Raw genomic sequence first — 12,373 nt, 5'->3', positions numbered from 1 at the left:
TCGGACGGCTCGACGAGGAGAAGCACATAGACGACCTGTTGCGGGCCATGGCGCTGCTGCGCACCAAGACGCCGACGCGGCTTGAGATCGTCGGCGACGGCAGAAAGAGAGTGGCCCATGAGCAGCTCGCGGTGGAACTCGGCATCGCTGACCGGGTGATCTTCCACGGGTTCCTCAGCGAAGAGGAGCTGTTGGACGCCTACGCCCGCGCGGACCTGTTCTGCATGCCCAGCACTGCCGATTTGCAGAGCCTGGCCACGATGGAAGCCATGTCGGCGGGCACCCCGGTGGTGCTGGCCAACGCCATGGCGCTGCCGCACCTGGTGCAGCCGGGCCAGAACGGCTGGCTTTTCCCGCCGCGTGACGTGCCCGCCCTGGCCAGCGCGATCGACGACGTGATCAGCGATCGCGTGACGATCGACCGGATGGGCGCCGCCAGCGAGCGGCTGGTGTCCCGGCACGACATCGACGAGATCCTGGGCCGGTTCGAGGCGATCTACCACCACGTGACGGGCCCGGAGAGCGCGGTCGAGCTCGACGAGATCCGCACCGAGCTGGCGTCATGATCGGGTCCGGTGGGACAGCATTGGCGGAGGGTGATCCGGAGATGGACGCTCCGGTTACCAGACCGTTGATGCGATCGCCGACGCGCGTGGCGAGCAGCACAGCGGTTATAGCACCGAGGGAATGGCCGACGACCACCACCGGCAGGTCGGGGTTCGATGCGTGAGCTTTTTCCAGCACCCTCGCGGCGTTTTCGGCCAGTTGCCGTTCAGGTGCAGCTCCCAGGTGCAGGAATCGGCGAATCGGACAAGCCGCTTGGTCAACAGGGGTGGAAAAGGGCTCTGGTGGCAGCTGAACTGCCAGTGTGTATGCCCAGAATGGGCTGAGGTTGTGTGCTACGGACGGAGGACCGATGAGCTATCGTCGCATGAAGTGGGGTTTGATCGGGGCGAGTGACATTGCAGCCACGCGCATGATTCCTGCGCTGCGGTCTGTGGGGCACCAGGTGGTGGGTGTTGCGAGTGGCTCTGCTGATCACGTGCAGGATTACGCCAGGAAGCACGACATTGAGTTCGCCACTGCTGAGCTTGACGCGCTGTTGTGTCGCGAAGATGTTGAGGCCGTGTATATCAGCAGTCGTAACGTGAAGCACTTTGAACATACTATTCGGGCTGCTGCGGCAGGCAAGCACGTTTTGTGCGAAAAGCCGATGGCGCTGCGTGTTCCTGAAGCGCGCGAAATGATCACGGCCTGCGAGCAAGCTGGCGTTCTTCTTGCGGTCAATCAACACCTACCGGGTGCCGGGATTCATCGCAAGATCCGGGAACTCGTTACCGCCGGGGCTGTCGGCAGGCCACTGGGCGCACGTGTCAGTCATGTTGCGATGCTGCCGGAGCGCTTGCGTGGTTGGAGGGTGTCCAATGACCCGGGCTCGGGTGTCGTTTGGGACATCACTTGTCACGATGCTTCGGTCCTGAACTCATTGCTGGGGCAGGCCGAAAGCGTGGTGTGTCAGAAGGCCATTCAGGCCGAATCGCCGGGGTGCGATGCAGCGATGACTTCGTTGCGTTACGCCGACAATGTGCTCGCCCAGACCTACGACGCGTTCAACGTCGCGTACTCGCAGACTTCACTCGAAGTGCACGGTACCGACGGCAGCATTCGTGCCATGAATGTGATGACTCAGGACCCAGTTGGCGATATCGAACTTTGCGACCGTTCAGGTCGCCGCGAGATCGAGGTCGAGGATCGAAGGGACCTATACGAGATCGTCCTGGATGACTTCGTCACCGCGATTAGCGATGGCCGCGGTCTCGCCATCGATGGCGAAGCGGGGTTGGGCGCGGTCGCTGTCGCGGCCGCAGCTGAGGTATCGGCGGAGACGATGCGCCACGTTGTCATCAAAGACTTGTAGCGAAGCTGATGTTGGTGGCATGGCGTGGTGGGTTGGACGGGAAGGTCTCGTGCCGGCGGTGTCGGGGGAGCGGCGAGATTCTGCTGATCTGCTCATCCAGCCGCGCAGGCCGCTGTTCACGCTTGGTCGACGTGCGGTTGATCCACTTGTAGAACCAGGACTGCGAGACCCCCAAAGCCCGGCAGGCGATCGCATGCGGGATGCCGTACGTGGTTCTCTGGGACGCGATGAACTCCGCCACGATCACCGGTTCATCGAGTCCTTCATCCACAGGACCGAGGGAAAGCACACTACCCCCGCACGTTGGAGGCCTCTGCGGACCTGACGGCGACGCCCATCCCCTCCAACGGGTGTTCTCGGCCGAACACGGGCTGCAGTGTGGGTTCTGCACATCAGGCTTCCTCGTGACTGCAGCCGGAGCGCTCGAAGCTGATCCCGGGTTTGTCTGACAGTGTCCGCTGTGGACGTTTGGTACGGGTTACTCGCCCGCCAGGCGTTGACGCGACCATTGCAGTGTTTGTCTTGCTGCGTAAGGATCTGGCAGTTGGTGACGTCAATGCGGGTGGTGTGGGTTAGCGGGCGGCGTCCGGCGGTTTCGGTCCAGCCTTGGCCGGGCGGTGGTCCTGGGCGAGATCGGCGAGCGCCTGCCGGTCGAGTTTTCCGGACGGGGAGAGTGGGAGTCCATCCAGCAGGTGGAAGCGCGCGGGAACCATCTGCCGGGGCAGTTGATCGCGGAGATGCCTGCGGAGGTCGGGGTCGACACCGTCGGCGCTGTCGGTCGGCACGACGTACGCGGCGATCAGTTCCGCGCCATTGCGCGTCGTTACCACGGTCACGGCGGCGTCGCGCACCGAGCGGTGTCGCCTGATCGTCTCCTCGATCTCACGCAGTTCGATGCGATAGCCGCGGAGCTTGACCTGCTGATCGGCGCGTCCGAGGTATTCGAGCTCCCCGTTGGGAAGAATCTTGGCGAGGTCGCCGGTGCGGTAGCAGCGCTCCGCTTTCGGTCCGACGTGGACGAACTTCTCAGCCGTGAGCGAAGGCTTGTTGAGATAGCCCAGTGCGACCCCGCCCCCGGTGATGCAGATCTCGCCTGCGACGCCCTTCGGCACCGGGCGCAGCTGCGAGTCGCACACGTGCACTTCCAGGTGCGGGAGTGCGACGCCGATGGGAGATGCCACCCGGCCATCGAGGTCTTCGTCGTGGATGAACTTGGCGGTGGCGAAGACGGTCGCCTCAGTGACGCCGTACATGTTGACCACCACGGGTTTGGGGCCGGTCTGACCGTCCACGAACTCGCGCACCACGTCCAGGTCGACGTTCTCCCCGCCGAAGGTCAGGTAACGCACGCTGAGCGCCGGCCATCCCGCGTCCGCGTGCGACAAGGCCATCGAGCGGAAGCAGGAGGGCACCTGGTTCAGCACGGTGATCTTCTCCTGCCTCAGCAGGCGCAGGAAGTCGTCGTGCGCCGCGGCGGTGCGCGCGGGGACGAGTACTGCGGTGGCGCCCGTGGACAGAGCCCCCCAGAGCTCCCAGACGGAGAAGTCGAAGCTGAAGGAGTGGAACACGGTCCACCGGTCGTCGGCGGAAAGTTCGAAGAGGGGAAGTGTGCCGCGCAGCAGTGAGAGCACATTCCCGTGGGAGACCACGCAGCCTTTCGGTCTCCCGGTCGAGCCGGACGTGTAGATCACGTAGGCAGGCGAATGTTCGTGCAGTTCGACCTCGGGAGCGGCCCCTTCGGTGATCGCCACCTGCGCGGCGTCGATGGTCCGTACATCGCTGAGGCCGATGTCGGCTGCTGTGCCGGGATTTCCGACGATGATTCCGACCCGGGCGTCGGCGACCATGTAATTCAGCCGATCCGCGGGATAGGACGGGTCGAACGGGACATATGCGGCGCCTGCTTTGAGAATGGCCAGCAGTGCCACGGGAACGTTCAGGGTGCCATCGACCAGAACGCCGACCAGATCACCTGGCTTGACACCGCTGGCGACAAGGTGATGTGCGAGCGCGTTCGCCGCAGATTCCAGTGAGCCGTAGGTGTGCGCTTTCCCGCCATCCTTTATCGCGACGGCGTCTTTCTGTTTGCGCGCGACCCGTGTGAACAGATCGGGTAACGACGTGATTCCACGGAGATGTGCGCTCGCCCGACTATCAGTGCTTGCCGCTGGCACGACGTTCTCCCCAGTCCGGTTTCCGGTGTTCGGGTGACGCTAGCAGCGCGCGGAACGCTGGTATAGCGGCTTTTTCCGGTTTGGAAAGTTTCAGACACGGCGCCAGCGTTCCAGTCGATCTCCGGGTACGTTCTCGGTTGCTGGGCCCGCCTGCCGGATCTGAGTGGCGGACGGGCTCCAATGAGCAATCGCACGCTGCTGCGGGGTCTGCGTGCCGCGTCTAAGGACGGGGAAATGTTCGGCCTGCACATCCCTGGGGGATGGCTGAGCGTGTGAGGGTTTCTTCTCGCTGCGTGTCGATGTGGAAGTGAGCGTATGAGGAATACATCTCGTCAACCTGGCGGCCCGGTCGGCAAGGCCGCGCAGATGCGTCGAATGCTGGATTCACCCGAAATGGTCTTCCTGATGGAGGCCCATGACGGCCTTTCGGCGCGCATTGCGGAAAGCGAGGGCTTTGACGCGTTGTGGGCCTCCGGTTTCTCGATCTCGACATCGCTCGGCCTTCGCGACAGCGAAGAGGCGTCGTGGTCGCAGTTGCTCTCGGTGGTCGAGTACATGGTCGCCGGGACCTCGGTCCCCATCGTCGTCGACGGGGACACGGGGTACGGCAACTTCAACACGGCTCGGCGCTTCCTCGCCAGCGCCGAGCGGCAGGGCGCCGCAGGGGTGTGCTTCGAGGACAAGGTTTTCCCGAAGATGAACTCGTTCGTCGGTGACTCCCACCGGCTAACCGACATCGACGAGTTCGCCGCGAAGATCGCTGCCTGCAGCGAGGCGCGTAACGACGAGGACTTCTGCATCATCGCGCGCACCGAGGCGCTGATCGCTGGACGCGGTGTGGACGAGGCGCTCGAACGTGCCGAGGCCTACCGGAAAGCGGGCGCCACCGCCATCTTCGTGCACTCCCGGAAGCAGGTGGCCGACGAGATCGAGCAGTTCGCCGCGGAGTGGGCCGACCGGGCCCCGCTGGTCATCGCACCGACGACGTACGCGAGCACGTCCGCCGATACCTTCAGAGATCTCGGGATCTCCGCGGTGATCTGGGCGAACCACAGCATGCGCGCCGCAGTGAGCGCGATGCGGGAGGTCTGCCGGTCCATCAAAGCCAGCGAGAGCGTGCTGAGCGCGGAGGCGAAGATCGCTTCTCTGAAGGAGATATTCGAGTTCATGGACTACGCCGAGATCGAGGAGACCGAGCGCAGGTTGCTGCTGCGGGGCACGAGCGCCGATGACTAGGCCGGGGAGAGCGCTCCCGCTGGGGCGGATCGGTTCGGCGGTGCGCGTTCGAGGTGCGCCGGAGCCGAATCGCGACCAGCACCCGCACACAGGAGAGGATCAGCCTTGACCAGCAACAGTGACCTGTCGACGACGGCCGATGCCGTCGAGATCGAGCAGATTGCCCGCCGCGCGCGAGCGTTGTCCCTGCGGACGGCATTCCACGCCCAGGACGGCCACCTCGGGGCCGACATGTCGGCGATGGACATCCTTTGCACTCTCTACTTCGGTGTGCTGCGCGTGGGTGCTCAGGATGCGGCCGACCCCGACCGCGACCGGTTCGTGCTCAGCAAGGCCCACGCGTCCACCGCGATGTACAGCGTCCTGTCTTTGAAGGGCTTCATCCCCGAGGACGAACTGGAGACCTTCGGGCGGGCGAACTCTCGGTTGAGCACTGTGGTGTCCACCCGCGTCCCAGGCGTGGAGTTCAGCACCGGCTCGCTGGGGCACGGCCTGCCGCTGGCCACCGGTGCCGCGCTGGCCGGGCGGATGGACAGCTCAGCTCGGCGGATCGTGGTGCTGTGCGGCGACGGCGAGCTCCAGGAGGGGAGCAACTGGGAGGCGCTGATGCTCGCCGGCACGCACGGCCTGAGCAACCTCACGCTGATCGTCGACCGGAATCTCGCGCAGAAGGGCGCGAGCACGGAGGACATCAACGCGCTGGAACCGCTCGACGACAAGCTCCGCTCCTTCGGCTGGACGGTTCGGCACATCGACGGGCACGACGTCCCGGACATGCTCTCGGTGCTGCGGTCGCTCCCACTCGCGGAGAGGCGGCCATCGTGCCTGATCGCGACGACCGTGAAGGGGAAGGGGGTTTCCTTCATGGAATCCGATCTCAGTTGGCACAGCAAGCGGCTGACCCGCGAAATGTACGAGCGGGCGCTGGCGGAACTGGACGGGGGGAACGTGCGATGACATCCGCGCAACTGCTGGACTGCGTGTCGGCCTTCGCCGGGGAACTGCTGCGGCTCGCCGACGAGGACGACCGCGTCTGCATCGTGAACAACGACTCGGCCGACACCCACCTGGCGAACGACTTCCAACGCGAATTCCCCGCGCGGTTCGTCGATGTCGGAATCGCCGAGCAGAACATGGCCGGTGTGGCGGCGGGTCTGGCCAACGCGGGCAAGGTCCCATTCGTGCACTCCGCGGCGTGCTTCCTGGCCCGGGCCACCGAACAGATCAAGAACGCCGCCTACACCGGCGCCAACGTGAAGTTCTGCGGCTTCGTCAGCGGTCTTGCCTACGGGGCGCTGGGAGGAACACATCACGCGACCGAGGACATCGCGTGGATGCGGTCGATCCCGGACCTCCCGGTGCTCTGCCCGGCGACGCCGGCCGAGACTGCGGCGGCCGCTCGCCTGGCCTGGCGCCACGAAGGTCCGGTCTACCTCCGGATCATCAGCAAGACCCCGGTGCCGGAGCTTTTCGACGCCAGGCACGAGATCTCGTTCGGGACCTCGACGCAGCTGCGTGAAGGCGGCGACGTCACGCTCATCGGCACTGGCCTGACCACTACGAGACTGGTCGAAGCCGCCGCACTGCTGGAAAGCGAGGGCGTTCGGGCCGGAGTGCTGCACCTGCATTCGGTGTCACCGATCGACGAGGCCGCCATCATGCGCGCGGCGCGTGAGACGGGCCGGCTGGTGGTAGCCGAAGACCACGTACTCAACGGCGGCCTGGGAGGAGCGGTCAGCGAGACCGTCGTCCGGACGGTGCCGGTGCCCGTGCTCCAGCTCGGCATCACCAACACCTTCGCGCCGATCGGGCCCGCCGCGTTCCTCCACGAGCACTTCCGGCTCACGGGACCACTGCTCGCCCGTGACGTCCGGGACTGGCTCGACGGCCACGAGCAGAGGCGCGCCTGACGTGCGGGTAGCTGACTACATCGTCGAGTACATCCGCGAACGGAACGTCCGGACCGTCTTCATGCTATCGGGTACCGGTTCGATCTTCCTCGATGAGGCGATCGCGAAGGCGGACGCGCTCACCTGCGTGTGCGCGCGCCACGAGGCCGCGGCGACCCTGATGGGGACCGGTGCGTCGAAGCTGACCGGTGACATCGGCGTCGCCGTGGTGACCAGCGGTCCAGGAGCGGCCAACGCGATGGCCGGGTTGATCGACGCGTGGGTGGACGCCGTCCCGGTGCTGGTTCTCGCCGGACAGGTGGAGAGCCGCCACATCGATCGGGCAGCGCGTTCGTTCGGGATCCAGGGCTACAACGTCGTCGACTGCGTGCGTCCGGTGACCAAGTACGCGGCGGTCGTCGACGACCCCGTCCAGATCAGGGCACATCTGGACCGCGCCTTCCACGAGGCGCTCACCGGAAGGCCCGGCCCGGTCTGGTTGGACGTGCCGCTGGACGTGCAGGCCGCGGAGGTCGATCCCGCTGGTCTCGCCGGATTCGAGGCGCCCGCCCCGGAGCCGTGGTCCATCGGGCCCGCGGAGACCGCCACCGTCGTCCTCGACGAGCTGCGCGGGGCGTCGCGGCCCATGTTCGTCGTGGGCCAAGGTGTCCGGCAGGCCCGTGCCCAGGGGGAGTTGGCGGCGCTGGTCGAGCACCTGGGCGTCCCGACCGTGTTCACCCGGCTCGGGTACGACCTGCTTCCGTACCGCTCGGAAGCGGTGATGGGGCAGGGCGGGATCCGAGGTCGGCCGCACGTCGAGCGGGTGATGCGGGAGGCCGACCTGGTGGTCAGCCTCGGTGCGAGCCTGTCCACCGGTCTGGTCGGTGAACACCGGGATGCCTTCTCGCCGCAGGCCCGCGTGGTGATGGTCGATCTCGACCCGGGCCAGTTCGACCGGGCGAACGTCGCGGTGGACGTCCGGCTGCGCATGGACCTGCTCGGCCTCCTGACCGAGATGAACCGCCAGATCAAGCACGACCGGACCGGCCTGGAGTGGCCGCCGTGGCGGAACCACTGCCGCGAGCTAAAGGAGAAGAGCTCGTCCGCCGCGACGCTCGCCACGGAGCCGATCAACTCGTACTACTTCGTGAACCGGTTGGAAGCGCAGGCGGCCCGCGATGCGGTGTTCGTGGTCGATACCGGAAGCGCCTACTACGTCACTGGCCAGACGCTGGAGTTCAACGATGACCAGCGCGAGGTCACCTCCGCGGCGTTGCTCAACATGGGCGCCGCCGTGCCGATGGCGGTGGGCGCGTCCTTCGCCGCGGCCGGAGGGCGGGTGATCACCATCGTCGGAGACGGCGCGATTGAGCTCAACATCCAGGAACTCGCGACGATCAGTGACTACGAGCGCGACATCAAGGTGTTCGTATTGAACAACGGCGGTTACTCGTCCATCAGGGAGTCGCAGGACGCGCTCTGCACCGGCCGGGTGCTCGACGAACCCGCACCGCTGGACTTCCGGGCCGTCGCGGCGGCGTTCCGGATTCCGTACCACCGGCTGAGCGCCGTCGACGCGCTCGACGACGACCTCGCCGCGCTCCTCGGACCACCGGGGCCGGCCCTGATCGAGGTGATCTGCGACAGCAGACAGAAGCTGATGCGGCCCGCCGCAGCCCACGACATCCGTGCCCACGACGGAGTCACGATCCCCACCCGCTGTTAGGAGTCCGTTGTGCCGTCAGAAAAGAAGAGGGCAGCACTGTTCTGGTCCAGGCCCGCGATCGAGCAGGTCCTCTGCGGGTTGTGGGGTGAAATGCTCGACACGGAGGCGAGACCGCAGGACAGCTTCTTCGACATCGGTGGTTACTCGCTCCTGGTGGTGGACCTGGTGCGAGCCGCACGCGAGCGCGGTGTCGGATTGAAGGCGTCCCACGTGTTCGACCACCAGACCCCGCAGGCGATCGCCGGGATCCTCGCACCGGACCAGGACCACCACCGCCTGCACGACGAGCGGCGCGGTGCTGAGAACCTGTGGAACGAGGCGATGAACGCGTGGAGCGACTCGGCCCCGAGATGCCTGGTGCCCATCAGAGCGGAAGGCGAGGGCGCACCGCTGTTCGTGGTCCACTGGGGAAACGGCAACGTGCGGTTCGTGTCGCAGGTCATCGACTCCTGGCGGGCTGACCGCCCCGTGTACGGGTTCGAGGCGGCTGGCTACCGCGGTCACGTCTGCGGGCTCACCTCGATCGGTGAGATGGCGGAGCGTTATCTAGCGGAATTGCGCGAACACCAGCCCGAAGGCCCCTACTTCCTCGCGGGGCTTTGCCAGGGCGGCCTGGTCGCCCTGGAGATGGCCCGGCGCCTCCGCGAGCGGGGCGAGGACATCGGGCTGCTCGCGCTGGTCAACCTCCCGGACCTCGAACCCATCGCGGACCGGGGCTGGGGGCTGGACGAGCTCTACGGCTTCCGGCTGGGCGCGCTGCGCGCCCAGTTCGGGCTGGAAGGCGAGGAGGACGTCACACGCGTGTTGCAGGAGATGCTGCCCATGGCCTGGTACGACGAGGGCATCTCCGAGAACGACTTCTACCGGCTGCAGATGATCTGGGCCTGCGGGGTCTTCGCGCAGGACCACTACCGCCCCCGGAGCTACGACGGGCCGGTGCTCCTGCTGGAGTCGGCTGCGATGCTCGACGGGGTCGAGAAGAACTGGTTGCCGTTCCTGCCCGCCGCGACGGTGCACCACTACGACGTGGAGGGAACGCTTTCGGTGGTGCAGCACCCCGAGGTGGCGGAGATCATGTGCGCCGCCCTGACTCCCGAACGACCGCGACCGAACGGATTCCTGAAATGAGGGGCGTCCCCGATGATAAGTGAACAGCATTACCGGATCGACTACCGCATCAACAACAACAAGAAAAGCGTCGAGCAGAACCACCGGCCGGTGCAGGTCGAAGCCTCCGAGGAGGAGATCCGGCAGCTGACGGAGGACGGGTGCCTGATCCGCCCCGGTCAGCTCGACGCAGATCACGTCGCCAAGCTCCGCGAGGCGATCACCAGGGTCGAGGAGGCCGAGCTCGGGGCGGGAGTAGCGGAGCACCGCGAGGGAAACGGCCTGTTCCTGCGGATGCTCCAGGAGAAGGACCCGGCCTTCCGCGACCTGATGCTTTACAGCCCGATGGTCTCGATCGCGCGCGCCGTGCTGGGGCCGCAGATCGCCTTCGAGGTCGATGCGCGGATCGCCTACCGCGGGAGACCGAACCACCTGGTGCCGTGGCACATCCACCGGAGGGTCGTGCCGGACCCGTTGCCGCCGTTCTTCTGCTACCCGCACGGCGTGCACTGCCTGATCTACCTGGACGAGGTCGGCCCGGACGAGGGGCCGCTGGTTTACCTGCCGGGTTCGCACCGGGACCACACCGTAGACCTGCCCTTCCCCACGACTCGTGACCTGCCCGGTCAGGTCGTCGTGGCGCCGAAAGCGGGGGACATGGTGCTCATCCACGCGAACCTGTGGCACCGGACCCTACCGACCAGCGAGACGTGCGGATCGCGACGCCTGCTCATCATCGGGTGCGATCCCGCGTGGCTGCGGACCGACAACGCGGGTGACCCGCCGCAGGAACGGCCGCTCACGGAGTCCTTCCGCGAGTCGGAGTTGCCTGATCTGAGGGAGCTGGCTTACGGCTTCCAATGGTGAGTGGCAACGTGCGGCGCTTCCTGTTTGGGCACGGGAGGCGCCGCCCGTCCGGCGGTCGACTCCAGGATGAGTGGTGGGATGCAGGTGAGCACGAGGCTGGCCGTCGTCTACGACCGGGGTGCGGTGTCCCCGGCCGAGATCAGCAGCGGGTTGCGGGGTCTAGGGGAGGTCGTGTTCCTGTGCCCGGACAATGACCACAACCGCGACCTGATCCCCCTGCTCCGGGAGATGGGGCAAGTGATCCGGCTGTCCTCCGACCGGGAAGAAGCCGTGCGGCAGGTCGCCGGCGCATCGCCGGAGGCGATCCTGACGTTCAGCGAGCGAGCGCTGCCGATCACCAGCGCGCTGGGAACCGGGCTGGGGCTTGCCGTCAACAGCGAGGAATCGGTCCGACGTCTGACGGACAAGTTCCTCCAACGGAGCACGTTGCGAGACGCCGGTGTGGACTCGGTGGAATGCGCAGTGGTGTCCTCAGTGGATGAATGGTGGCGGTTGCCTGCCGGCCTCGTGTTCCCGGTGGTGGTGAAGCCGAGTTGCGGGGCGGGAAGTCGCAACGTCCACGTCGTGGCGGACGAGCGCGCGGGCGAGGAGCTCGTGGCCCGCCTGCTGGCGCCGGTCCGGACCGGCGGAGCGGGGGAGACCCGGCTCGTCGTCGAGGAACTGCTGACCGGCCGGGACTGCGCTCCTTTCGGGGACTACGTCTCGGTCGAGAGCCTGGTGTGCGACGGAGTGGTCTCGCACATCGCCATCACAGGAAAGCTTCCACTGTCCCGGCCCTTCCGCGAGGTCGGACAGTTCTGGCCCTCGACCTTGTCGGGACGGGACGGCGAGCCGGTCCTGCGCCTGGCTGCGGACGCTGTGCGGGCGTTGGGCATGCGCACCGGCCTCGTGCACACAGAGGTCAAGCTCTGCGCCGAGGGTCCGCGGGTCATCGAGGTGAATGGACGGCTCGGCGGCTGGATCAACGACCTGAGCACGCGGGCAGCCGGTCTGAACCTGGTCGAGTTGGCCGGCAGGGTGGCGCTGGGCGAACGCGCGCGCGTCGATCCGGTCGCCCCGGACCGGGTGTACTTCAAGTGCAACAACCTCCCGCCGCTGCGCCCGTGCCGCTTCGAGGGAGTCGACGGCGTGGACCAGGTCCGCCGGATTCCCGGCCTGACCGGGTACCGGCCGTTGGTGCGGCCGGGAGCCGTCCTGGACGGCAGCGCGGTCGACACCTACGAGCTGGACGTGATCACAGGTGACGCCGCCGATCACCGGGACATGCTCGGAATCATCGACGCCGTCGGCGAATCGCTGACCTTCGTTTGCACCATCGACGGACGGCAAGGCCGGTTCCGCGGCCGGGAACTCGCGGCGCTCTAGGCCTCAAATAAGCGAGTCGGTCACTGTGGGGGCGGTGGTAGCCGAAATGATCACTTTGGCGTGAGCGTGGGATATGCCGATGAGTGGTGGG

General features: G+C 66.5%; 12 protein-coding genes and 1 pseudogene. 10 read left to right on the top strand and 3 right to left on the bottom strand.

Annotated elements, in window-relative coordinates:
* The coding region (locus ACWDKQ_RS32985; RefSeq protein ID WP_450142678.1) for a glycosyltransferase at positions 1-566 on the top strand (566 nt) is incomplete at its 5' end.
* A 1-nt stretch (position 567) separates the two neighbouring features.
* Here ACWDKQ_RS32985 and ACWDKQ_RS32980 read toward each other — a convergent pair.
* A pseudogene (locus tag ACWDKQ_RS32980) lies at positions 568-765 on the bottom strand (serine aminopeptidase domain-containing protein); the annotation flags it as partial.
* A 151-nt stretch (positions 766-916) separates the two neighbouring features.
* Between ACWDKQ_RS32980 and ACWDKQ_RS32975 the strand changes: the two are divergent.
* Complete coding sequence (locus ACWDKQ_RS32975; protein WP_450142677.1) at positions 917-1,918, top strand: Gfo/Idh/MocA family protein; 1,002 nt, start codon at positions 917-919, stop codon at positions 1,916-1,918.
* Here ACWDKQ_RS32975 and ACWDKQ_RS32970 read toward each other — a convergent pair.
* Entirely contained in the window at positions 1,905-2,165 is a 261-nt protein-coding gene (locus tag ACWDKQ_RS32970; RefSeq protein ID WP_450142679.1) for a transposase, read from the bottom strand. The two genes, ACWDKQ_RS32975 and ACWDKQ_RS32970, sit on opposite strands and share 14 nt — an antisense overlap.
* Here ACWDKQ_RS32970 and ACWDKQ_RS32965 point away from each other — a divergent pair.
* Complete coding sequence (locus ACWDKQ_RS32965) at positions 2,119-2,367, top strand: 2Fe-2S iron-sulfur cluster-binding protein (protein ID WP_450142676.1); 249 nt, start codon at positions 2,119-2,121, stop codon at positions 2,365-2,367. The two genes, ACWDKQ_RS32970 and ACWDKQ_RS32965, sit on opposite strands and share 47 nt — an antisense overlap.
* Before the next feature lie 123 nt (positions 2,368-2,490).
* Here the strand turns inward: ACWDKQ_RS32965 and ACWDKQ_RS32960 are convergent, their stop codons facing one another.
* A complete protein-coding gene (locus ACWDKQ_RS32960; protein WP_450142675.1) occupies positions 2,491-4,092 on the bottom strand; it encodes an amino acid adenylation domain-containing protein in 1,602 nt (533 codons plus the stop codon).
* A gap of 375 nt (positions 4,093-4,467) precedes the next feature.
* Here ACWDKQ_RS32960 and aepX point away from each other — a divergent pair, with 375 nt between their 5' ends.
* The 7 genes from aepX (at position 4,468) to ACWDKQ_RS32925 (ending at position 12,282) form a co-directional block, all read left to right on the top strand.
* Entirely contained in the window at positions 4,468-5,328 is an 861-nt protein-coding gene (aepX, locus tag ACWDKQ_RS32955; RefSeq protein WP_450142674.1) for a phosphoenolpyruvate mutase, read from the top strand.
* Between the two features lie 105 nt (positions 5,329-5,433).
* Entirely contained in the window at positions 5,434-6,285 is an 852-nt protein-coding gene (locus ACWDKQ_RS32950) for a transketolase (protein ID WP_450142673.1), read from the top strand.
* Positions 6,282-7,238, top strand: a complete 957-nt coding sequence (locus tag ACWDKQ_RS32945; protein WP_450142672.1) for a transketolase family protein — start codon at positions 6,282-6,284, stop codon at positions 7,236-7,238. The genes ACWDKQ_RS32950 and ACWDKQ_RS32945 overlap by 4 nt, the downstream gene beginning before the upstream one ends.
* A gap of 1 nt (position 7,239) precedes the next feature.
* Complete coding sequence (locus ACWDKQ_RS32940; protein WP_450142671.1) at positions 7,240-8,943, top strand: thiamine pyrophosphate-binding protein; 1,704 nt, start codon at positions 7,240-7,242, stop codon at positions 8,941-8,943.
* A 9-nt stretch (positions 8,944-8,952) separates the two neighbouring features.
* A complete protein-coding gene (locus ACWDKQ_RS32935) occupies positions 8,953-10,071 on the top strand; it encodes a thioesterase domain-containing protein (protein ID WP_450142670.1) in 1,119 nt (372 codons plus the stop codon).
* A 12-nt stretch (positions 10,072-10,083) separates the two neighbouring features.
* Positions 10,084-10,917 carry a phytanoyl-CoA dioxygenase family protein gene (locus ACWDKQ_RS32930; RefSeq protein ID WP_450142669.1) on the top strand — a complete coding sequence of 278 codons (834 nt, stop codon included), beginning with the start codon at positions 10,084-10,086 and terminating at the stop codon, positions 10,915-10,917.
* A gap of 84 nt (positions 10,918-11,001) precedes the next feature.
* Positions 11,002-12,282 (top strand): ATP-grasp domain-containing protein, encoded by a 1,281-nt coding sequence (locus ACWDKQ_RS32925; protein ID WP_450142668.1) that lies wholly within the window; start codon positions 11,002-11,004, stop codon positions 12,280-12,282.
* Positions 12,283-12,373 lie beyond the last annotated feature (91 nt).

The sequence above is a fragment of the Saccharopolyspora sp. NPDC000995 genome, assembly GCF_053599315.1.
Note: the sequence above shows the minus strand (reverse complement) of the source record. Positions and strands in the feature narration are given on the sequence as shown.